This window comes from Anoxybacillus suryakundensis, assembly GCF_001418025.1.
In the GTDB taxonomy this organism is placed as follows: Bacteria; Bacillota; Bacilli; order Bacillales; family Anoxybacillaceae; genus Anoxybacillus; species Anoxybacillus tengchongensis.
This window is the reverse complement of sequence record NZ_LIOK01000009.1, coordinates 82852-103003: the sequence shown is the minus strand read 5'-3', so window position 1 is coordinate 103003 and position 20152 is coordinate 82852. Positions and strand designations below refer to the sequence as shown.

Here is a 20152-nt window from a genome sequence, read left to right as displayed (position 1 = left end):
TTCTGCCGTTGTTTTCGGTTTCTTTTTGTTTACAAGGGGGCGTTTGTAATGTTTTTACAAGATCAATTTATTGCGACAATTAAGCAGCCAAAGCATATTGAGCTATTTTTACAAACGAAGTGGAGAACAGCGCTACTACAAACCGGTACAATCAGCGTCATCAAAAGGTACGTTGAGTTGTTAAAAGCTCATGATCGCTATGTATTTGTGCATATCGAAAAAATACCGGGCATTAGCTATGACAAAGAAGGACTACAATTTTTAGCAAAATTTGTTCAACCACACGGAATTGTTTCGACAAAAAGCACGTTGATTCAGTTAGCGAAAAAGGAAAGGCTATGGACAATTCAACGTTTATTTTTAGTAGATACAGACGCTGTTGAAAACGGGCTACAAGCCGTTCAACAAGTCATGCCAGATGCGCTTGAAGTTATGCCTGGCATCGTGCCTGACATGGTTGAGCATTTAGTGAAGCAAATAAAAATTCCAGTTATTACAGGAGGATTAATTCAAAATCGTGGTCAAATGGTTCAAGCATTACGAAAAGGAGCACAAGCTGTATCGACGGGAAATCCGTTATTATGGAAAATAGCTGAGAAAGAGGGATTACAATGATTGAATTGAGGAATGTAAGTAAGTCTTACGATGGAAAAACATTTGTTCTTCATGATATAAGTGTACAAATTCAAGAGGGGGAATTTTTTGTTCTTGTTGGTCCGTCAGGATGCGGGAAAAGTACGTTGTTACGCATGATTGCTGGTTTAGAGTACATTACCGATGGACAATTAAAAATAGCAGGGAAAGAAATGAACAATACGCCACCGAGCGAACGATATATATCCATGGTATTTCAAAACTATGCGTTATACCCACATTTAACTGTTGAAAATAATATAATGCTAGGATTATATAATGCGGAACTGTCAAAGGAAGAGAAGCGAAGACGTTGTAAGGATGTAGCTGAAATGTTAGGCTTAACGGATTATCTTCAAAAGAAACCGCGTCACCTTTCGGGAGGGCAAAGACAACGAGTAGCACTTGCACGAGCTATCGTTTCTCAAAAACCGATTTGCTTAATGGATGAACCACTATCGAATTTAGATGCAAAATTGCGTACACATATGCGTTCATATGTTCGGCAACTGCAACGCCAACTTGGTATGACAATCATCTATGTGACACACGACCAAGTAGAAGCAATGACGATGGCTGATCGGATGATGATATTATATGATGGACGAATTCAGCAAATTGGCGAACCGTTGTATGTATATAACAATCCGAACAATACATTTGTTGCTTCATTTATTGGTTCTCCTCCAATGAATATGGCTAAAGTACATAAGTTAAACGATTTATTTTTATTACAACAAGAATGGATTGTAAAGATTGCTCATCACGCGCAAATGGACAATAAATATGGAACGATTGGTGTTCGACCAGAACACATTAGACTTGCACATGAACACGAGCCACATGTATGGCTAACAGTTACACATGTTGAACGGCTAGGTACAGAAACACTTGTGACATTAAAACTAACAGAACAAGACGAATGGATTGCTCGGTGGCATGGGCAGCATTCAATTGAAATAGGACAACAAGTACGTATTTCAATTCATGACGAGCACGTTCTCTTTTTTGATGAAGAAGGGAAAAGAATAGTGAAAGGGGGAGATAAGTATGTCACATACGATGAAACGAGCTATTGAAGGAGTTTTATATATTTTTCCTTCTTTCCTCTTATTTTCAATCTTTGTTTTTTACCCAATGGTTCGCACAGGCTATTTAAGCTTATACATGACTGATTTCCAAGGAAACCCAACGACATATGTTGGATTAGAACATTTTCTTTACTTGCTAGAAGATCGAAATTTTAAAGAGAGCATGAAAGCAACGTTTTTGTTCGTGTTATACACTGTTCCACCAACAGTAATCATTTCTTTCTTTTTAGCCCTTTTAGCAAATGAAAAACTAAAAGGAATACAGTTATTTCGTACATGTTTTTCTTCGACGTTAGGAATGAGTGTAGCGGCATCTTCTGTCATCTGGATGTTTATGTACAATCCTGCCGTAGGAATAATAAACAAACTTATTTTTGCATTTGGTGGAGAGGAACGCCAATGGCTCCTCCATCCTGATACAGCTTTAATTGCGGTTTCCATTGCAACAGTTTGGATGAATATTGGATTCTCTTTTTTAATTTTACTAGGCGGGCTTCAAAATATTGACGTTACATTATATGAAAATGCAAGTGTTCTAGGACTCAGCCGCATGTATCAACTATGGCGCATTACTATTCCATTATTATCACCGACTTTATTTTTCATTGTGACTGTTTCACTTATCCATTCTTTTCAAACATTTGGACAAATCGATATTTTAACGAAGGGCGGTCCTATGAATGTGACAACTGTACTTGTTTACTCTATTTATCGGGAAGCGTTTATCAATTATAATTTCGGGTTTGCAAGTGCTCAAGCAGTGGTATTGTTTTTGATCGTGCTAATTGTGACATTTTTACAATTTGTGCTTGTTGAAAGGAAGGTGCATTATCAATGAACCTTCTAAAAAAAATCGTGTTGTATGCCATGTTAGTTGTTTGTGCAATCATTTTGATGTTTCCGATGATGTATGCATTTCTTATTAGCTTTCTAAGCGGTGCTGAGCTTTTACAAGGAAGGTGGTGGCCAAATGATTGGTCTTTTCGAAACTATGCAGCTGCATTTGAAAAAGTTCCGCTGGCGAGATATTTGTGGAATAGTTTTTTTGTTTCATTCGTTGTGATGATTGGACAGCTAATTGTCTCTAGTTTGGCGGCATATGCTTTTGTTTTTCTTCGTTTTCCTGGGAGAAATGTATTGTTTTTTTTAACAATTACAACGATGCTTATTCCTTGGGAGGCAACAGTCATTCCAAACTATTTAACCGTTCAAGCTTTAGGATGGACGAATAATTACTTCGGTTTAACGGTTCCGTTTTTCGCTTTGGCTTTTGGCATATTTTTGTTGCGTCAACATTTTAAAACCATTCCATTTGAGCTATACGAAGCGGCTCAAGTATCAGGCATAAAACATTTTCGTTTTTTCTGGTATGTCGTTTTGCCTCTTTCAAAAACAAGTTTAACTACATTAGGAATTTATAGCTTTCTAACAACATGGAATATGTATTTATGGCCGCTCCTTGTAACGAATGATGAACGTGTACGAACGGTTCAAATTGGTTTAAAACAAATGCAAACGCAAGAAATGGCGACAGAATGGGGGGTGGTGATGGCTGCGGTAATGATTGTTATTTTACCAACGTTACTTTTATTATTTGTTGGGCAAAAGCAATTGCAAAAAGGTTTGATGCAAGGAGCAATTAAATAGTTAGGGGGAATTAATTGTGAAAAAATGGATATATGCGTGTGTGTTAGCGTCAACTCTAGCAGGATGTAGCGATAGCAATGAAGAGGTAACATCACAAGTAAAAGAGGAGGAATCATCGCCAAGAACGGAAGTGATTTTTTGGCATGCGATGAGTGGAGATTTAGAAAAAGCGTTAAATGAAATTGTGAGTGATTTCAATGCTTCACAAACAGAAATTGAGGTTAAACCCGTATTTCAAGGAACGTATGAAGAGGCGTTGACAAAGTTTAATGCCGTAGCTGGAACAAAAGATTCACCGACTATTATGCAAACATTTGAAATTGGGACAAAATATATGATTGAAAGCGGGAAAATTGAACCTGTTCAAACGTTAATTGATCAAGAAGGGTATGACGTATCACAATGGGAAAAAAATATTGTAAATTACTATACGGTAAATGGAAAAATTTACTCCATGCCGTTTAATTCATCGACACCTGTACTTATTTACAATAAAGATGCTTTTAAGGAAGCTGGTTTAGATCCAGAAAAACCTCCAATGACATATAGTGAATTAAAATCAGCAGCGAAAGCGTTAACGAAAGATGGGAAATATGGTTTCTCAATATTAAATTATGGTTGGTTTTTTGAACAAATGTTAGCTGTACAAGGTGGTTTTTATGTAAATGAAGACAATGGGCGAAAAGGAGAAGCAACAGCAGTCAAGTTTAATGGAGAAGAAGGATTACGTGTATTCCAACTCATTTATGATATGTATAAGGAAGGAACATTTTATAATGTTGGTCAAAACTGGGATGATATGCGTGCAGCTTTCCAATCTGGAAAAATGGCCATGTATTTAGATTCTTCAGCAGGAGTAAGGACGATTGTTGATCATGCACCGTTTGAAGTAGGAGTATCTTATTTGCCAGTTCCAGATGGTGTCGAAAGACAAGGTGTCATTATTGGCGGAGCATCATTATGGTTAATGAAAGATGTGGATGATGCAAAGAAAAAAGCAGCATGGAAATTTATGAAATACGTGACGACTCCGGAAGTACAAGCAAAATGGCATGTTTATACAGGGTATTTTGCAGTCAATCCGGCTGCTTATGATTTGCCACTTGTGAAAGAACAATGGGAAAAGTACCCACAACTTAAAGTAGCAGTAAACCAACTGAAAGAAACGAAGGCCACACCAGCGACTCAAGGAGCACTAATTTCTGTTTTTCCACAAGCGCGTCAGCGTATTGTTAGCGCTATGGAAAGTTTATATCAAGGTGTTGATCCAAAACAAGCGCTTGAGCAAGCAGCTAATGAGGTCAATCACGAATTAGAAATGGAGAAAAAACGATAAATAAGCAGGGTGTCCACTAGGGCATCCTTTCATTATGAGAGGAGTAGAACAATCATGTATATTTATGCTCATCGAGGATTTAGCGGAGAATATCCCGAAAATACAATGATTGCTTTTCAACGAGCGTATGAGCTAGGGGTAGATGGTATAGAATTAGATGTCCAAATGACCAAAGATGGGGAACTAGTTGTTATTCACGATGAGTGTATAGAACGAACAACAGATGGGATAGGGTATGTAAAAGACTTTTCATTTCGTCAGCTTCGCCAATTAGATGCCGGAAGCTGGTTTCATCCTCGTTTTGCAGGAGAACGAATTCCAGCGTTAGCAGAAGTTTTGGATTGGCTATCTGATCAAAAAAGATCAATCATTTTGAATATTGAGTTAAAAAATGGTATAATTCACTATGATGGCATGGAGGAAAAATTGCTCACTTTGTTGTATTCATATCGTTCGTGGTCGCATCGTATTGTTTGCTCTTCCTTTTCTATTCGGAGCTTATATCGATTGTATCAGCTTGATCCAAATGTTGATAAAGCGATGCTAGTAGAAGGTTCTCAATGTGGTACATTGGATATGGCTCGTGTATGTCATGCAAGAGAAATTCATGGTGATTGGAACTTTTTAATTTCTCGGGAAGGAGAGAAAATCAGTAAAAAGATGGACATTTGCGTATACACTATGAATGATCCGCTTTTGCTTACTGAGTTGATTCAACGAGATGTAAAAGCGCTCATGACTGATTTTCCTAATCGTATGCTTAGGGGATGAATAAAAATATGCATTGGTTATATTTATCTGTAGCAATTATCTTCGAAGTCATCGGAACAACTTCGATGAAATGGTCGAATGGACTTACGAACATATGGGCGACAATTTTCATGTTTGTTTGTTACTTAATCAGTTTTACATCACTTGCTATGGCTTTAAAAGGAATTGATGTTTCCATTGCATACGCCATTTGGTCAGGACTAGGTATCGTATGCATTACGTTCATCGGTTTGTTTTTGTTTCATGAAATGATAAGTGTCAAAAAGATCGTAGGAATTGCATTTGTTATTATAGGCGTCGTTTTATTAAAAATAAATTAAATTAAAGAAAGCGGTGGGTTTATATGATCGTCACAACAACAAATAGCATTGAAGGAAAGCAAATTGAACAATATCTCGGCTTAGTGTCTGGGGAGGTCATTTTAGGTGCCAACGTTGTCCGCGATTTTTTAGCGAGCATTACTGATATTATTGGCGGACGAAGTGGAACATACGAAAGCAAGCTAGCTGAAGGACGGGATATGGCAGTAGAAGAAATGGTAAAAAAAGCACGCAATATGGGCGCGAATGCAGTCATTGGTGTCGATCTGGACTTTGAAACGTTGCGCGATGGAATGATGATGTGCATTGCGACAGGTACAGCCGTAAAGGTGAAAGAGTAAGGGAATTAGAGAAGAAGCTCGTGGGGCTTCTTCTTTTTTGATATTGACTTATGTGTAAAAAGGGATATAATGTAATTAGAAGTTTATCTAAATATCTAATTTTTTTGATTAGTATTTAGAAGATTGTCTAAATATCTAAAAGGAAGTTGGTGAAAAAGATGTCGTTTAACGAGGCGTTTAAGGCGATTGCTGACCCGAACCGGAGGAAAATTCTTTCTTTATTAAAAAAAGGAGACTTAACTGCAGGGGAAATTGCTGAGCATTTTGATATGCAAAAGCCGAGCGTTTCCCATCATTTAAAAATATTAAAACAAGCCGACTTAGTCGAAGATCGTCGCGTTGGTCAGCATATTTATTACTCATTGAACACCACTGTTTTTCAAGATTTAATGAGTTGGTTTTACGATATATTGCAAAAAGAAGGTGAAAAATCATGAAAAAATATTGGATGATTATCATTCTCGTTTTGTGCAGCTACGTATTGAGTTTTATTGCTATCCCATATTTACCAAATGAAGTGGCAATTCATTGGAACGCTGCAGGGGAACCGGATAATTTTATGAATAAATGGTGGGGGGCGCTTTTACTTCCGCTTCTTTTAACTGGCATGACTTTTTTGCTTATTTATTTGCCAAAGATCGATCCACGAAAAGAAAATTACGAGAAATTTGAAAAAGTATATCGTATTTTTTTACATGTGCTTGTCATCTTTTTCGTGAGTCTACATGTGGTGACGCTTGCATACAATATAGGAATTTCTGTACAAGTTGACGTTGTTGTGCCGCTTGGAGTTGGATTATTGTTTATTGTCCTTGGCAATTATATGCCGAAAATTAAACCGAATTATTTTTTCGGCATCCGTACCCCTTGGACGTTAGACAATGAAGTAGTTTGGCAAAAAACGCATCGTGTCGGAGGAAAAGTGTTTGTCATCATGGGTGTGTTGATTATGCTGACGGTATTTGCAGAAAGTATATGGCGCTTTATTTTTCTCTTAATCATTGTTCTTAGTGGCACGATTTATCTGTTTGTCCAGTCGTATATATTTTCGCGTAAATGAAGGGAGAGATCAATTTGTTTGGGATGTCTATTCAATTACTTATTTCTTTATTTGTTCCTTTAGCACTGATCATATATGGACGAAAAAAAGGCTGGCTTTCTTGGAAGGCGTTCGGTGTCGGCTTGCTTATTTTTATTTTATTTTCGCAAGTGCTTGAGAAAACCCTTCACTTTCTTGTGATTGATCCAAGCGGTACATCGTTAAAAGGAACCAATAATGTTTGGGCGTTTGTTGCTTACGGGGCGTTAGCAGCTGGAGTATTTGAGGAAATTGGTAGATATATCGGATTTCGTTTCATGTTAAAAAACCATCGGACATACGGAGACGGATTATCATTTGGTCTAGGGCATGGAGGAATAGAAGCTGTGCTCATCGGTGCTTTTAGCGCTGTCAATATGATGGTCATTTCTCATCTCATGCAAACAGGTCAGTTTGAGCAAGTTGCTTCCTCTCTTCCGGCTACACAAGTCGACATGATTCAATCGATGTTGAATCAGCCAGATTGGATGTATGTATTAGGTGGTATCGAGCGAATATTTGCGATCGCCATTCACGTAGCCCTCTCCCTTCTTGTTTTATACGGAGTTAGGAACGGTCAATTTCGTTATGTAGTGTATGCAATGTTGACCCATGCGTTGATTGATGTTGTCCCTGCGTTATATCAAGTGAAAGTTATTTCAAATATTTGGGTTGTAGAAAGTATCCTTGCTTTGATTGCCATTGCTTCGTTTGTTTTTATTCGACGCATGAATGAAAAGTTTCATTAAAAAATTGCAAAAACATGTTGCATCGAAACGCGTTTCATACCTTATGCTTGCGTCAAAAGCATAAGGGAGGGAAAACAATGGGGATCTTTTTTATTTTCATTTTATGCGCCGTTGAGTTAATGGGGGCACAGTTTGCCATAGAAGCTGCTTCAAAAAAGAAGTAATTACGAAAAAATCATCTGTTGTCCCTGCGTTTCAGCTTGATGTAACAAAGATTTTTCATTAGCTACAACATACACAAGAGCGAGGAAGCTCTTGTGTATGTTTGATTTTACATTAAATCAAGAAAAGGAGAGGGTGTAATGTTGTTTAAATATTTTGAGCGTATTCATCAATTGCTTACCGTAGTAGAACAAAAGGAAAAAGAAAAGATTTTGCTTGCGGCAGAAAAAGTTGCAGAATGCATTAAACAAAACGGACTTGTTCACATTTTCGGCTGTGGACATTCACATTTGCTAGCGGAAGAAGTTTTTTATCGGGCAGGTGGGCTTGTGCCGGTAAAACCGATACTTATCGAACCATTAATGCTTCACGAAGGGGCGGTGCGTTCTTCGCAGTTAGAAAAACAAGAAGGATACGTACAAATGTTTTTATCGGAAGAAGCGTTTGGAACAAACGACGTTGTTTTTGTTATTTCCACTTCTGGGTGCAACCCAGTGCCGATTGATGTTGCGTTATTGGCGAAAGGAAAAGGGGCGTACGTCATTGGGTTAACATCGTTAGCATACTCAACATCTCTTCCAGCGCGGCATTCCAGTGGAAAACGATTAGCAGAATGTGTCGATCTCGTCTTAGATAATCATTCAGTAGAAGGGGATGCGATTTTATCTCATCCGGCTGTTCCGGTTTCGTTTGCTCCAACGTCTACGGTCATTGGGGCAAGCATGTTACATGCAATTTTTGCGGAAGCAACGATCCGATTAGCTAACGAAGGCAACGTTCCGCCTGTTTTTCTTAGCAACCATCTTCCAGGCGGGAAGGAGCATAACGAAAAATGGATGGGAAAATATCAAGGACGTATTCATTTTTAAAAAATAAATTAAGTGGTATAGACAACTAGATGATATAATATTATATTATATATAATAAAGAAGGATGGTGTAAAAAGTGAATCGATTGCTTTTCAACCACGCCACAGTATACACAGAAGAAGGGTGGCTAGAGAATGGATGTATATTGATAGAAAACGAGAAAATTGCATACGTCGGTCCAAATGCATCTTTTCCGGATGCTCAGACGATTGAATTAAATTCGCGCTACTACCTTGTCCCTGGATTTATTGATCTCCACATTCATGGTGCTTTCGGTGCAGATGTTATGGATGCAACAGTGGAGGCACTGCAAACGATTGCTTCACGTTTGCCAGAGGAAGGAACAACTAGCTTTCTAGCGACAACGATGACGGCGCCTGCCGAACGAATTGAGCAGGCGATAGAAAACGTTGCAAATTACATGCAGACGTATAATGTACCGGGGCAATCAGAATTTTTAGGCATTCACTTGGAAGGACCATTCCTTTCTCCAAAACGGGCAGGAGCACAGCATCCGAGCAATATTATTGAGCCAAATATTTCGTTATTTCAGCGTTGGCAACAAAAAGCAAACGGGGCGATTCGGCTTGTTACGCTCGCGCCAGAGGAAAATTATGGGCTCGCACTTGTTTCGTATTTAAAAGAACATGGCGTTATCGCGTCGATTGGTCATTCAAATGCAGGATATGAACAAGTGATGGAAGCGATTCGTGCAGGAGTGACGCATGCGACCCATTTGTTTAACGGGATGAGTGGCATTCATCATCGAAAGCCAGGGGTTGCTTTAGCAGCGTTGATGCACGAGGAGATTGTTTGCGAACTGATTGCTGATGGGGTGCATGTTGCTCCAGAAATGGTTCGGTTTGCTTACCGAAACAAAGGAAAAGAGGGGCTAATAATTATTACGGACGCGATGCGTGCGAAATGCCTTGGAGAAGGGGAATATGAACTAGGCGGACAGCGGGTCATCGTTCGCGATGGAAAAGCGATGTTATCGGACGGGACGTTAGCGGGGAGTGTGCTGACATTGAAACAAGCGGTGCAAAATGTCATCGACTTCACCGACTGTACGCTAGAAGATGCGATATATATGGCAAGCACAACCCCAGCAAAACAACTCGGGATATTTGACCGAAAAGGAAGCATTCGTGTAGGGAAAGATGCGGATCTTGTCGTGCTGAATGAAAAACATGAAGTCGTCATGACGATTTGCCGCGGGAAATTGGCGTATGACAGGAGGGAGGACAGATGAGGATTATACAAGTAAACGACTATGCAGACATGAGCCAAAAGGCAGCGGAGCTTATTAGTGACCAAGTAAGAAAAAAGCGAGATAGTGTATTAGGATTGGCGACAGGAGAAACGATGCTCGGGACGTACGCCGCGCTTGTAAAAGAATATCAACAAAACAACACGTCTTACCGAGAGGTTCGAACGTTTAATTTAGACGAATATATTGGCTTAGACGCCACTCACCCAAATAGTTATCGCCATTACATGCATGAGCAGTTGTTTCGTTTTCTCGATATCCCCTTATCACAAACGCATATCCCGAATGGGTGTGCTCCCCTCTTAGAAGAGGAATGCGCTCGCTATGAACAACTGATTGAGCAATGTGGGGGGATTGATTTACAGCTGTTAGGAATTGGGCAAAATGGCCATATCGGGTTTAACGAACCTGGTACGTTGTTTGCTTCAACGACGCATGTCGTTCGCCTTTCAGAGTCGACAAGAAAAGCAAATGCCCGTTTCTTCTCTTCAGCGGACGAAGTACCAACGCACGCGATTACGATGGGGATTGCGACGATTATGAAAAGCAAACAAATTCTTTTATTAGCGTCAGGTGAAAGGAAAGCATGGGCAATTTCTCGCTTGCTCGAAGGAGAAGTCACGACAGATGTTCCAGCTTCCATCCTAAAGACGCATCCGAACGTCATTATGATTGCTGATGACGAAGCATTATCGCTTGTAAGCCAAGAGAAAAGAAAGGTGTATCGTCCATGATTAATAAACATTCACCGCTACCTATTTACTATCAACTCGAACAAGGAATTAAAGAAATGATTGAAAAAGGACAGCTCCAACCAGGCGAAATGATTCCGTCCGAAAGAGAATGGGCAGAAACGTATGAAATTAGCCGGATGACTGTTCGCCAGGCGATCAACAACTTAGTGAATGACGGTTATTTAGTAAGAAAAAGAGGAAAAGGAACGTTTGTCGCAACGAAGAAAATCGAGCAACCATTAAAAGGGTTAACAAGTTTTTCCGAAGATATGCGCGCGCGAGGAATGGTGCCGGGAACGAAATTATTAGCTTTTCATACTATTCCAGCCTCCCTATCTTTTGCCAAACAGCTTGGAATCGGTGAAGGAGAGGAGATTTATGAAATTCGCCGCATTCGTCTTGCGGACGGATTGCCAATGGCGTTAGAAACGGCGTATGTTCCTTATGCACTCGTTCCTGGACTTACGGAGCAAAATGTAAGCGGTTCTATTTATGAATTTATTGAAAAAAAATTAGGGCTAACAATTCGCTCAGCGACGCAAACATTAGAAGCATCTGTCGCGCGAAAATTGGAGGCAGAGTTGCTGCAAATGAAAGAAGGTGCTCCCGTGTTACTCATTCAACGCAACAGCTATTTGCAGACAGGCCAGCCGCTTGAAATCGTTAAGTCTGTCTATCGAGCGGACCGCTATAAATTTATGATTGAGATGGAACGTTAGTGCGGAAGAAGAGCAAATCATTTGCTTTTCTATATATTACAAAGGGGGAATTTCCATGTTAGGGTTTTTACAACGAATCGGAAAAGCATTAATGCTTCCGATTGCTGTGTTGCCTGCCGCAGCGTTATTGCTTCGTTTAGGTCAGCCAGATTTATTAAACATTCCGTTTATCGCTGCAGCAGGAGATGCCGTTTTCTCTAATTTAGCGTTGTTATTTGCTATCGGTGTGGCGGTAGGAATAGCGAAAGACGGTAACGGTGCCGCAGCATTAGCAGGAGCAGTTGGGTATTTCGTATTAACGAAAGGAACAGCGGCAATTAACGAAGAAGTGAATATGGCTGTGTTAGGAGGAATTGTTTCTGGTGCTATCGCAGGGATGTTGTACAATCGCTACCATGACAAAAAACTTCCAGATTGGCTCGGATTTTTTGGTGGTAAACGGTTTGTACCGATTGTTACGTCGTTTGCAATGCTTGTGCTTGCGTTAGTGTTTGGGTATATATGGCCACCTATTCAACACGGCATTAATTCGGTAGGGGAATGGATTGTCGGGGCAGGAGCGATTGGAGTCGGCATTTTCGGCTTCTTGAACCGGTTATTAATTCCAGTTGGATTGCATCATGTTCTTAATAGTTTGGTATGGTTTGTCTTTGGAGAGTTTCATGGAAAAACGGGGGATTTACACCGCTTCTTTGCAGGAGACCCTGATGCGGGAATTTTTATGGCAGGATTTTTCCCCGTGATGATGTTTGGCCTTCCGGCTGCTGCATTTGCGATGATTGCAGCAGCGAAAAAAGAACGGCGCAAAGCGGTTGCTGGCGCACTTATTGGGGTTGCGTTCACATCGTTTTTAACAGGGATTACAGAACCGATTGAGTTTTTATTCATGTTTTTATCGCCATTACTTTATTTCGTTCATGCTGCACTCACTGGTTTATCGCTATCGATTGCTACGCTATTAGGCGTTCATCACGGATTTGGATTTTCCGCTGGTGCCATCGATTATTTCTTAAACTACGGAATTGCCCAAAAGCCGCTACTATTACTCGGGCAAGGGATTGTTTACGGAGTCATTTATTTTGTTGTGTTTTATTTTCTTATTAGAAAGCTAGATTTAAAGACACCAGGCCGGGAAGATGAAGTAGAAGGAGAATTTGCGGAAAGCGGAATTCCGTCTGGTACGAAGTACGAAGAACTCGCAGTAAAATATATGGAAGCGTTAGGTGGCAAAGCGAATATTGCGCATCTTGATAACTGCGTCACACGTCTGCGATTAAGAATAAATGATATGTCAAAAGTAAATGAAGCGGAATTAAAACGCTTAGGAGCAAAAGGCGTCGTTCGCCTCAACCAATCGGATTTGCAAGTAGTCGTTGGAACAGATGTGGAATTTTTAGCAAATGAAATGAGAAAAAATCATTGAATTTAAAAACATCTCCCTCATTTATTTCCGAGGGAGATGTTTTATTATGTTGGCGTATTAGTGATCGTTTTCAAAATAGAACAAGAATACGAGATGTTACATCATTGTTACTTTTCTGTGAATAAATTAAGGGAAATTTACGAAGATTATTTGAACTCTTTTTATACATATACCTGTATATGTTGTTAAATAGTACAATAAAGATGTAGAAAGTATTTCAAAAAAGGAAGGTGGTTGCAAATGGCAAATATTATTGTTGTTGGAGGAAATTTTGCCGGATTAACTGCAGCGCTTGAATTGAAGAGGAAGTTAGGAAATGATCATCAAGTAACCGTCATTTCAAAATCGCCTGTTTTTGTTTTTATTCCTTCTCTTATTTGGGTACCGTTTTCGGAGAGGGAAATAAAAGATATTACGTTACCTGTCGAACCAATCTTATCTAAAGCAAATATAAATTTTATTCATGCAGAAGCATTAAAAGTAGATCCAGAACAACAAAAAGTTGAAACAACAAAGGGAATTTATTCATATGACTATCTTGTTATGGCCACTGGTCCTGATTTAGCATTCGATGAAGTAGAAGGATTGGGGGAAAATAGCAACGTTTCGTGTATTTGTAATCCAAAAGGAGCAATGGAAACGAGAGGAAAATGGAGAGAATTTGTTAAAGATCCAGGCCCTGTAGTCATTGGTGCAGCTCCTGCAGCGGGATGTTCTGGAGCAGCATATGAATTTTTGTTTAACTTCGAGCAACAATGTCGGGCAGCGGGGATTCGCGATCGAGTTGATATTACATGGGTTACACCAGAGCCGTTTTTAGGGCATTTTGGCATTGAAGGGATTGCTGGTGGAGAGGCGATGCTTAAAGGATTTATGAAAATGTTTAATATTCGCTATATTACAAATGCTGCGATTAAAAAAGTGACAGAAAATGAAGTCATTTTAGATGATGGAAGACATTTACCTTATAAGTTTTCCATGATTATGCCTGCTTTTTATGGGGCAAAAGTAGTGCGTAATTCTCCTGGGTTAGGAAATCATCGTGGATTTATTCCGGTTCATGACACGTATCAACATAAAGTTTACCCAAATATTTTTGCGGTAGGTATTGCGGCAGACTATCCAGTTTCCTTTAATACAAAAGTACCCTTAGGTATGCCGAAAACAGGATATCCTGCCGATGAATCGGCAAAAACGGCAGCTGAAAATATTGTCCGTTTAATTCGTGGTGAAAAGGTGTTAAAAGAAAAACCAATGGGAAAAATTCCAGGACTTTGCATTATGGATGCCGGTAAAAAAGAAGTATTTATTGTAACGAACTCATTATTAAAACCGAGAAAATTTGCGCTGTTATTACCTAATCCATTGTATGATATTGGCAAGCGACTTTTTGAAAAATATTTTATGTGGAAAACAAAAAACGGACTAAGCTACCTGCCATAACCCCTAGTCTCCAAAGATTAGGGGTTTTTAAACAATCAAAAGAAGCAACCAAGTCAGCGATTGTCGTCGCTTGGATTTTGGGGCCATCTAGCAAACACGCAACTCATCGTTGGTACAACAAACTTTCTTAATCGGCGATGTTATGACAATGGCAGGGCTGCCAAAACAACCAGTAACGCTTCAGATAGATGTTGATGAATACGGAAACGCGTGTGGGCTTTTCGAAAAATATAAGTGCTATAGTGTTTTTGTTATGATAAAATAAGAATGTGTGTTCTGGTTTCACTATAATGAAGAGAGGAAGATGAAGAATGATTCGTCGAATAGCTACAGTAGCGGTTTATGTTGAAGACCAACAAAAGGCAAAACAGTTTTGGACCGAGAAAGTAGGGTTTGATGTTGTAGCAGAACATCCGATGGGACCGAACGCATTTTGGCTTGAAGTCGCTCCAAAAGGGGCGCAAACAGCGCTTGTCCTTTATCCGAAAGCGATGATGAAAGATGCAGGTGAAAAAAAACCATCGATCGTATTTGAATGTGACGATGTTTTTGCTGCATACGAAGCGATGAAAGCAAAAGGCGTTGAGTTTTTAAGAGAACCGCAACAAATGCAGTGGGGAACGTTCGTTCAGTTTAAAGATGAAGACGGAAATGAGTTTGTGTTAAAAGGATGGGGCTGACCCAAAGCGCATTAGCGTTTTGGGTCAGCCCCTTTGACTTATGAGCGATGGAGAAGGGATCGGAGAAACTACATCGAATTATGGGCGCTTGATATAGCGGTTTACTGGCCGGCCAATTCCGCCGTATTGAACGTCTAGTTGAACTTTTCGCTCTTTTTCTAAATACTCTAAATACCTTCGAGCCGTCACGCGAGCAATGCCGACTCCTTCAGCTACTTCTTCTGCCGACACCGGAACGGTTTGTTGCTGCAGAAAGTCGACAATTTTTTTTAATGTGATGTCATTTAGCCCTTTCGGAAGTTCTGTACGCACGTCCGTTTCCAGTTGGAAAAGCGAATCTAACTCTTTTTGTGTAACCTTTTCTTTTGTTTTTAACGTTTGACGGAAAGTGTGATAATGCTCAAGCGCTTGTTTAAGCCGTTCAAACTTAAACGGTTTCATAATATAGTCAAACACACCGTTTTGCAACATCCGTCGAACGGTTTCTATATCATTTGCAGCGGTAATGGCGATGACATCTACTTCAAGTTTTTCGCTCCGAATTGTTTGGATCGTTTCAATCCCGTCTTTTAGAGGTATGTAAATATCAATAATTACCAAGTCGGGCTGAAGGTTGCGAACCATTTCCGTTCCGTCGACGCCATTGCCGGCGATGCCGACGACACGAAATGGCGGAACTTGTTCGATAAATTGCCGATTTACTTCTTGTACCATTGGATCGTCTTCGATTAATATCACTTTGTACATTTCCCATCCCCTCACATCTCGAATGTAATTGTAAAAATCGTTCCTTTTCCTTTTTCCGACTCAACGTGAATATGCCCTTTTCCTTTTTCAACGATTTGTTTAATTAAATATAAGCCAATGCCACGTCCTGTTGTTTTTTTCGTCGAAAACCCTTCCTCAAACATACGGGCTTGTATCGATTCTTCTATGCCGCAGCCGTTATCTTCTACAGACAGCGATAAAATGTCATCTGTTTGTTCAATGCTAATATATACTTCTTTCGGACGATCGTTAACCGTCTCAAATGAATCGAAGGCATTTTCAATGAGATTGCCGAGGATGACGACGAAATCATGATGATCTAAAGACTTTGGAAATCGGTGTAATTGGCTATGACGATCAATCGTTACTGTAATCCCCAATTCTTTTCCGCGGCTAATTTTACTTAAGAGAAGACCAGAAATGCTCTCATTTTTAATGTTTTTGCTTAAAAAGCGAATTAATTCTTCTTGCTCGGCTGTCACTTGAAACACATATTCTAGCGCCTTTTCTTTATGTCCGAGCTGAATAAGTCCAGCGATTGTATGAAGTTTATTCATATATTCGTGCGTCTGCACGCGAAGTGCGCTAACGAACGCTTTGACCCCGGTCAGTTCTTCTGCTAGTTTTTTCACCTCTGTCTGGTCTTGGAAAATTGCAACTGCTCCTACTGTTTTCCCGTTCACTTTAATCGGGATACGATTGCTTAAAATCGTTAAATTGCGAATTTGCAGTTCTTTGTTATAAATTGGGCGATTGATTTGTAAGATTTCCGGCAAATGAGTATCAGGAAGCACGGAACGAATCGGTTTTCCGATGACATCTTCCGTTACACCTAGCATCGCTTTTGCCTTATCATTAAAAATAGTAATGCGTTCATCTGTATCAATCGCGATCACTCCTTCGTGCATCGCGTTGAATGTTTCCGTCCGTTCCACTAATAACTTTGCAATTTCATGAGGTTCAAGTTGAAACATTTGTTGTTTAATATGGGAAGCTAAATGCCATGCGCCGAATCCGCCAAACAATAACGAAAGGCTCGCTGTGACGAAGATCTCGGTTTTTAACGATAGAAGCACTTGCATAAAGCTAGGAAGCACGTATGCAGCAATCACAACGCCAATTTGGTGATGGTCGTTATCCATCACAGGAACAAAGGCGCGAATCACCGTTCCGATTTCGCCGCGTGCTTTTGTTGTATACGTATGTTCAGCAAAAGCTGGGCCTTCATCTTCCCCGTAGGAGCGCTTCCCAATCATTTCGTTGACCGGATGAGAAAGGCGGACTTTTTTCATATCCAAAACGGAAATATACGCGGCCCCGTGAATGACGCGCAACCGCTCTACAATAGGATTAATCATGCGCCGTTCTTTCACTATCCCTTTAATGTTTTGTTTTATTTCGGGTAGTTCAGAAACGGTGCGAGCTGTTAACAACGCTCGTTGTTTTAACTCTTCTTCTTTTGTATGCACAAAGTTTCCGACGACAATCGTTCCGCTAAGCAATAATGAAAAGCTGACGATAAAGAAAATAAGAGCAGTAATTTTCCAGCGAATCGATAAGCGCTTCATCGTTTCTCCCTCTTGATCTATCATTCTTTCACTATTTTAACATTTCTTTTGTTGTATGTTAGAATTTTATTAAAACAATTGTTAAGTGGTGTTGGGATATGAAAAAATGGTATTTCGTTAGTGGGATATTGCTTATGTTTATCATATTAGTATTTATGTGGAAAAAACAGACGATGGAACATGTTGTGCACGATGATGAACAAAAAGGATTACAGAAACAAATTGTTATTTACTTCAGCCATGTCGTAGCGGAAAATACGCCGAAAGGATTGGCAGCGCAAAAATTTGCAGAGCTTGTCAAAGAGAAAACAAACGGTCGCGTCAAAGTCGAAGTATTCCCGAACGGTTCTCTTTATTCAGATGAAGAAGAAATCGATGCACTGTTGCGTGGCGACGTCCAAATGATTGCACCATCGGTTTCAAAAGTAACGCAATTGCTTCCAGAATGGCAAGTGCTCGATTTGCCGTTTATTTTTGAGAGCTATGATGATGTGGAACGAGCGTTCACGGGGGAAGTAGGGAAACGTTTATTAGCGATGTTAGAGAAAAAAGAGATGAAAGGGTTGGCCTTGTGGGGGAACGGTTTTAAGCAAATGACGAGCAACCGTCGCCTGCTTATCGAACCGAGCGATTTTTCAGGATTAAAATTTCGCGTCATGCCAAGTGAAATAATCGAAAAGCAATTTCGACTTTTAGGGGCAAAGCCGATTGTTGTTCCGTTTAATCATGTATATGAATCGCTAGAAAAACATGCGTTTGATGGCCAAGAAAATACAATTTCCAACATTTATTCAAAAAACTTTTATCAGTTTCAGCCGTATTTGACGATTAGTAATCACGGTTATCTCGGCTATGCGGTAATCGTCAATCAGCATTTCTGGGAGAAGCTTCCGAAAGATATACAGCAAAACATCGCGGAAGCGATGCAAGAAACGACCGCTTGGAACTTAAACCAATCAAGAAAACAAAATGAAGCAGAATTAGAGAAAATGAAACAAAATCCAAAGATGTATATTTACGAACTAACGAAGAAGGAACAGGAAGTGTGGAAACAAAAGTTTTCTCCTTTATATGACGAGTTTGAACGGGAATTCGGAAGCGAACTTTTGCATCAAATCAAAGCTGAGTAAAATGCTCAGCTTTTTTTGACGACCAAAATGAACAAAACGACCAATAGCAACATAATATTCAAATTTTTAAAAATATTCGTTACGATAAAATCAGCAAAGGGGATTTATTTGAAAGCGTTACCAAAAAAACGAAGGGGAGAGAGAAGAATGAGAATCACGTTTAAAAATTTAACGGTTCAAGTTATTACCGGGATTCTTTTAGGGATTGCTGTCGGATTTTTGTTTCCGGAGTTCGGAACAAAATTGAAAGTATTAGCGGATGGATTTATTAAGCTTATTAAGATGGTGATTGCTCCAATCATTTTCTTTACTGTTGTTATCGGCATTGGTAATATGGGAGATTTAAAAAAGGTTGGGCGAATTGGTGGAAAAGCGCTCATTTATTTTGAAATTGTCACAACGTTTGCTCTTGCGATCGGAATTGTTGTTGTGAATTTTGTCAAACCGGGTGTCGGCTTCAACACGGAAGCTGTAAAAGGCGGCGATATTTCGCAATATACGCAACAAGCAGAAGCAGCAAATCATGGTTTCGTGGAGTTTTTGCTTGGCATTATCCCGGATAACATTGTCGGTGCGATGGCAAAAGGAGAGTTGTTGCCGATCTTATTCTTCGCTGTATTATTCGGCTTAGCAACTGCTGCCTTAGGAGAAAAAGCAAAGCCGGTTATGGCGTTGTTTGAAAAGCTAGCAGATATTTTCTTCGGTATCGTGAATATGGTGATGAAAGTGTCGCCAATTGCTGCATTTGGCGCGATGGCGTATACGATCGGCACATTTGGATTAGGGTCGTTAGTGGCGCTTGGAAAATTAATGGCTTCTGTATATATAACAATGTTCTTATTTATTGTTGTCGTGCTAGGAGCGATCGCTAAGTTTTATCGGTTCAATATTTTTAAATTTATTGCCTACATTAAGGAAGAAATTTTACTTGTATTAGGAACATCATCATCTGAATCGGCGTTGCCAAAAATGATGGAAAAGCTCGAAAAGTACGGTTGTTCGAAATCGGTTGTTGGTTTAGTCATTCCGACAGGCTATTCGTTCAACTTAGACGGAACGTCCATTTATCTTTCGATGGCAGCGATGTTTATTGCGCAAGCATATGGCATTGATCTTACTATTTGGCAGGAACTTACGCTTTTAGGGGTATTAATGCTAACGTCTAAAGGAGCAGCAGGGGTTACAGGTTCAGGCTTTATTACATTGGCGGCTACGTTAGCTGTATTTCCGATGATTCCAATAGAAGGAATGGCGCTTTTGCTTGGGGTAGATCGCTTTATGTCGGAGGCGCGTGCGATTACGAACTTAATCGGCAACGGTGTGGCAACCGTCGTTGTTTCAAAAATGGAAAACGAGTTTCATCCGGTAGACGATGCGCAGTTGCAGCGCACTCATATGAAGTTAGCGAAATAAAGGCAGC

General features: G+C 39.9%; 22 protein-coding genes. 20 read left to right on the top strand and 2 right to left on the bottom strand.

Features of this window, described 5'->3' with window-relative positions; translation table 11 throughout:
- Nucleotides 1-48: 48 nt before the first annotated feature.
- The 18 genes from ASC42_RS08580 to ASC42_RS08495 all read left to right on the top strand — a co-directional run bounded on the left by ASC42_RS08580 (nt 49) and on the right by ASC42_RS08495 (nt 15266).
- Complete coding sequence (locus ASC42_RS08580; RefSeq protein WP_055441411.1) at nt 49-615, top strand: glycerol-3-phosphate responsive antiterminator; 567 nt, start codon at nt 49-51, stop codon at nt 613-615.
- Nucleotides 612-1712, top strand: a complete 1101-nt coding sequence (locus tag ASC42_RS08575; RefSeq protein WP_055441410.1) for an ABC transporter ATP-binding protein — start codon at nt 612-614, stop codon at nt 1710-1712. The genes ASC42_RS08580 and ASC42_RS08575 overlap by 4 nt, the downstream gene beginning before the upstream one ends.
- Entirely contained in the window at nt 1684-2562 is an 879-nt protein-coding gene (locus ASC42_RS08570) for a carbohydrate ABC transporter permease (protein WP_055441409.1), read from the top strand. The genes ASC42_RS08575 and ASC42_RS08570 overlap by 29 nt, the downstream gene beginning before the upstream one ends.
- On the top strand, nt 2559-3371 hold the full coding sequence (locus ASC42_RS08565; protein ID WP_055441408.1) for a carbohydrate ABC transporter permease: 813 nt from the start codon (nt 2559-2561) through the stop codon (nt 3369-3371). The genes ASC42_RS08570 and ASC42_RS08565 overlap by 4 nt, the downstream gene beginning before the upstream one ends.
- Before the next feature lie 16 nt (nt 3372-3387).
- The gene (locus tag ASC42_RS08560; RefSeq protein WP_055441407.1) at nt 3388-4707 is read left to right on the top strand and encodes an ABC transporter substrate-binding protein; all 1320 of its coding nucleotides are present in this window, start codon (nt 3388-3390) and stop codon (nt 4705-4707) included.
- A gap of 54 nt (nt 4708-4761) precedes the next feature.
- A complete protein-coding gene (locus tag ASC42_RS08555; RefSeq protein WP_032099614.1) occupies nt 4762-5478 on the top strand; it encodes a glycerophosphodiester phosphodiesterase in 717 nt (238 codons plus the stop codon).
- 8 nt (nt 5479-5486) lie between these two features.
- Nucleotides 5487-5798: a DMT family transporter gene (locus ASC42_RS08550; protein WP_055441406.1), complete on the top strand. Its 312-nt coding sequence runs from the start codon at nt 5487-5489 to the stop codon at nt 5796-5798.
- Between the two features lie 23 nt (nt 5799-5821).
- Nucleotides 5822-6139, top strand: a complete 318-nt coding sequence (locus ASC42_RS08545; protein WP_004890869.1) for a YbjQ family protein — start codon at nt 5822-5824, stop codon at nt 6137-6139.
- A 158-nt stretch (nt 6140-6297) separates the two neighbouring features.
- Nucleotides 6298-6576: an autorepressor SdpR family transcription factor gene (locus tag ASC42_RS08540; protein WP_055441405.1), complete on the top strand. Its 279-nt coding sequence runs from the start codon at nt 6298-6300 to the stop codon at nt 6574-6576.
- Complete coding sequence (locus ASC42_RS08535) at nt 6573-7199, top strand: SdpI family protein (protein ID WP_055441404.1); 627 nt, start codon at nt 6573-6575, stop codon at nt 7197-7199. Before ASC42_RS08540 ends, ASC42_RS08535 begins: the two co-directional genes overlap by 4 nt.
- The gene (locus tag ASC42_RS08530; protein WP_055441403.1) at nt 7196-7966 is read left to right on the top strand and encodes a YhfC family intramembrane metalloprotease; all 771 of its coding nucleotides are present in this window, start codon (nt 7196-7198) and stop codon (nt 7964-7966) included. Before ASC42_RS08535 ends, ASC42_RS08530 begins: the two co-directional genes overlap by 4 nt.
- Before the next feature lie 302 nt (nt 7967-8268).
- On the top strand, nt 8269-8997 hold the full coding sequence (locus ASC42_RS08525; RefSeq protein WP_032099610.1) for an SIS domain-containing protein: 729 nt from the start codon (nt 8269-8271) through the stop codon (nt 8995-8997).
- A gap of 76 nt (nt 8998-9073) precedes the next feature.
- Nucleotides 9074-10249: an N-acetylglucosamine-6-phosphate deacetylase gene (gene nagA, locus ASC42_RS08520; protein WP_055441402.1), complete on the top strand. Its 1176-nt coding sequence runs from the start codon at nt 9074-9076 to the stop codon at nt 10247-10249.
- Entirely contained in the window at nt 10246-11001 is a 756-nt protein-coding gene (gene nagB / locus ASC42_RS08515) for a glucosamine-6-phosphate deaminase (RefSeq protein WP_055441401.1), read from the top strand. Before nagA ends, nagB begins: the two co-directional genes overlap by 4 nt.
- Nucleotides 10998-11720, top strand: coding sequence for a GntR family transcriptional regulator (locus tag ASC42_RS08510; protein ID WP_032099607.1), 723 nt, complete (start codon nt 10998-11000; stop codon nt 11718-11720). The genes nagB and ASC42_RS08510 overlap by 4 nt, the downstream gene beginning before the upstream one ends.
- Nucleotides 11721-11775: 55 nt before the next feature.
- On the top strand, nt 11776-13143 hold the full coding sequence (nagE, locus tag ASC42_RS08505) for an N-acetylglucosamine-specific PTS transporter subunit IIBC (protein ID WP_055441400.1): 1368 nt from the start codon (nt 11776-11778) through the stop codon (nt 13141-13143).
- A 240-nt stretch (nt 13144-13383) separates the two neighbouring features.
- Nucleotides 13384-14586, top strand: coding sequence for an NAD(P)/FAD-dependent oxidoreductase (locus ASC42_RS08500; RefSeq protein WP_055441399.1), 1203 nt, complete (start codon nt 13384-13386; stop codon nt 14584-14586).
- 311 nt (nt 14587-14897) lie between these two features.
- Nucleotides 14898-15266 (top strand): VOC family protein, encoded by a 369-nt coding sequence (locus tag ASC42_RS08495; protein ID WP_055441398.1) that lies wholly within the window; start codon nt 14898-14900, stop codon nt 15264-15266.
- A gap of 78 nt (nt 15267-15344) precedes the next feature.
- On the opposite strand, the gene ASC42_RS08490 is transcribed toward ASC42_RS08495, so the two are convergent.
- Together ASC42_RS08490 and ASC42_RS08485 are read right to left on the bottom strand one after the other, a co-directional pair.
- The gene (locus tag ASC42_RS08490) at nt 15345-16013 is read right to left on the bottom strand and encodes a response regulator (RefSeq protein WP_055441397.1); all 669 of its coding nucleotides are present in this window, start codon (nt 16011-16013) and stop codon (nt 15345-15347) included.
- Between the two features lie 11 nt (nt 16014-16024).
- Nucleotides 16025-17602, bottom strand: coding sequence for an ATP-binding protein (locus ASC42_RS08485; RefSeq protein ID WP_055441396.1), 1578 nt, complete (start codon nt 17600-17602; stop codon nt 16025-16027).
- Nucleotides 17603-17700: 98 nt separating this feature from the next.
- On the opposite strand from ASC42_RS08485, the gene ASC42_RS08480 reads away from it, so the two are divergent.
- The gene (locus ASC42_RS08480; protein WP_055441395.1) at nt 17701-18732 is read left to right on the top strand and encodes a TRAP transporter substrate-binding protein; all 1032 of its coding nucleotides are present in this window, start codon (nt 17701-17703) and stop codon (nt 18730-18732) included.
- A 147-nt stretch (nt 18733-18879) separates the two neighbouring features.
- Entirely contained in the window at nt 18880-20145 is a 1266-nt protein-coding gene (locus ASC42_RS08475; RefSeq protein ID WP_055441394.1) for a dicarboxylate/amino acid:cation symporter, read from the top strand.
- Nucleotides 20146-20152: the final 7 nt, after the last annotated feature.

What these genes read in the sequence shown, in the direction of transcription:
- ASC42_RS08480 (WP_055441395.1), top strand. Translation starts at nt 17,701, where the DNA reads ATGAAAAAATGGTATTTCGTTAGTGGGATATTGCTTATGTTTATCATA.
- nagE (WP_055441400.1), top strand. Translation starts at nt 11,776, where the DNA reads ATGTTAGGGTTTTTACAACGAATCGGAAAAGCATTAATGCTTCCGATT.
- ASC42_RS08555 (WP_032099614.1), top strand. Translation starts at nt 4,762, where the DNA reads ATGTATATTTATGCTCATCGAGGATTTAGCGGAGAATATCCCGAAAAT.
- ASC42_RS08510 (WP_032099607.1), top strand. Translation starts at nt 10,998, where the DNA reads ATGATTAATAAACATTCACCGCTACCTATTTACTATCAACTCGAACAA.
- ASC42_RS08570 (WP_055441409.1), top strand. Translation starts at nt 1,684, where the DNA reads ATGTCACATACGATGAAACGAGCTATTGAAGGAGTTTTATATATTTTT.
- nagB (WP_055441401.1), top strand. Translation starts at nt 10,246, where the DNA reads ATGAGGATTATACAAGTAAACGACTATGCAGACATGAGCCAAAAGGCA.
- ASC42_RS08475 (WP_055441394.1), top strand. Translation starts at nt 18,880, where the DNA reads ATGAGAATCACGTTTAAAAATTTAACGGTTCAAGTTATTACCGGGATT.
- ASC42_RS08485 (WP_055441396.1), bottom strand. Translation starts at nt 17,602, where the DNA reads ATGAAGCGCTTATCGATTCGCTGGAAAATTACTGCTCTTATTTTCTTT.
- ASC42_RS08565 (WP_055441408.1), top strand. Translation starts at nt 2,559, where the DNA reads ATGAACCTTCTAAAAAAAATCGTGTTGTATGCCATGTTAGTTGTTTGT.
- ASC42_RS08525 (WP_032099610.1), top strand. Translation starts at nt 8,269, where the DNA reads ATGTTGTTTAAATATTTTGAGCGTATTCATCAATTGCTTACCGTAGTA.
- ASC42_RS08530 (WP_055441403.1), top strand. Translation starts at nt 7,196, where the DNA reads ATGAAGGGAGAGATCAATTTGTTTGGGATGTCTATTCAATTACTTATT.
- ASC42_RS08490 (WP_055441397.1), bottom strand. Translation starts at nt 16,013, where the DNA reads ATGTACAAAGTGATATTAATCGAAGACGATCCAATGGTACAAGAAGTA.
- ASC42_RS08540 (WP_055441405.1), top strand. Translation starts at nt 6,298, where the DNA reads ATGTCGTTTAACGAGGCGTTTAAGGCGATTGCTGACCCGAACCGGAGG.
- ASC42_RS08495 (WP_055441398.1), top strand. Translation starts at nt 14,898, where the DNA reads ATGATTCGTCGAATAGCTACAGTAGCGGTTTATGTTGAAGACCAACAA.
- ASC42_RS08550 (WP_055441406.1), top strand. Translation starts at nt 5,487, where the DNA reads ATGCATTGGTTATATTTATCTGTAGCAATTATCTTCGAAGTCATCGGA.
- ASC42_RS08500 (WP_055441399.1), top strand. Translation starts at nt 13,384, where the DNA reads ATGGCAAATATTATTGTTGTTGGAGGAAATTTTGCCGGATTAACTGCA.
- ASC42_RS08575 (WP_055441410.1), top strand. Translation starts at nt 612, where the DNA reads ATGATTGAATTGAGGAATGTAAGTAAGTCTTACGATGGAAAAACATTT.
- ASC42_RS08580 (WP_055441411.1), top strand. Translation starts at nt 49, where the DNA reads ATGTTTTTACAAGATCAATTTATTGCGACAATTAAGCAGCCAAAGCAT.
- ASC42_RS08545 (WP_004890869.1), top strand. Translation starts at nt 5,822, where the DNA reads ATGATCGTCACAACAACAAATAGCATTGAAGGAAAGCAAATTGAACAA.
- ASC42_RS08535 (WP_055441404.1), top strand. Translation starts at nt 6,573, where the DNA reads ATGAAAAAATATTGGATGATTATCATTCTCGTTTTGTGCAGCTACGTA.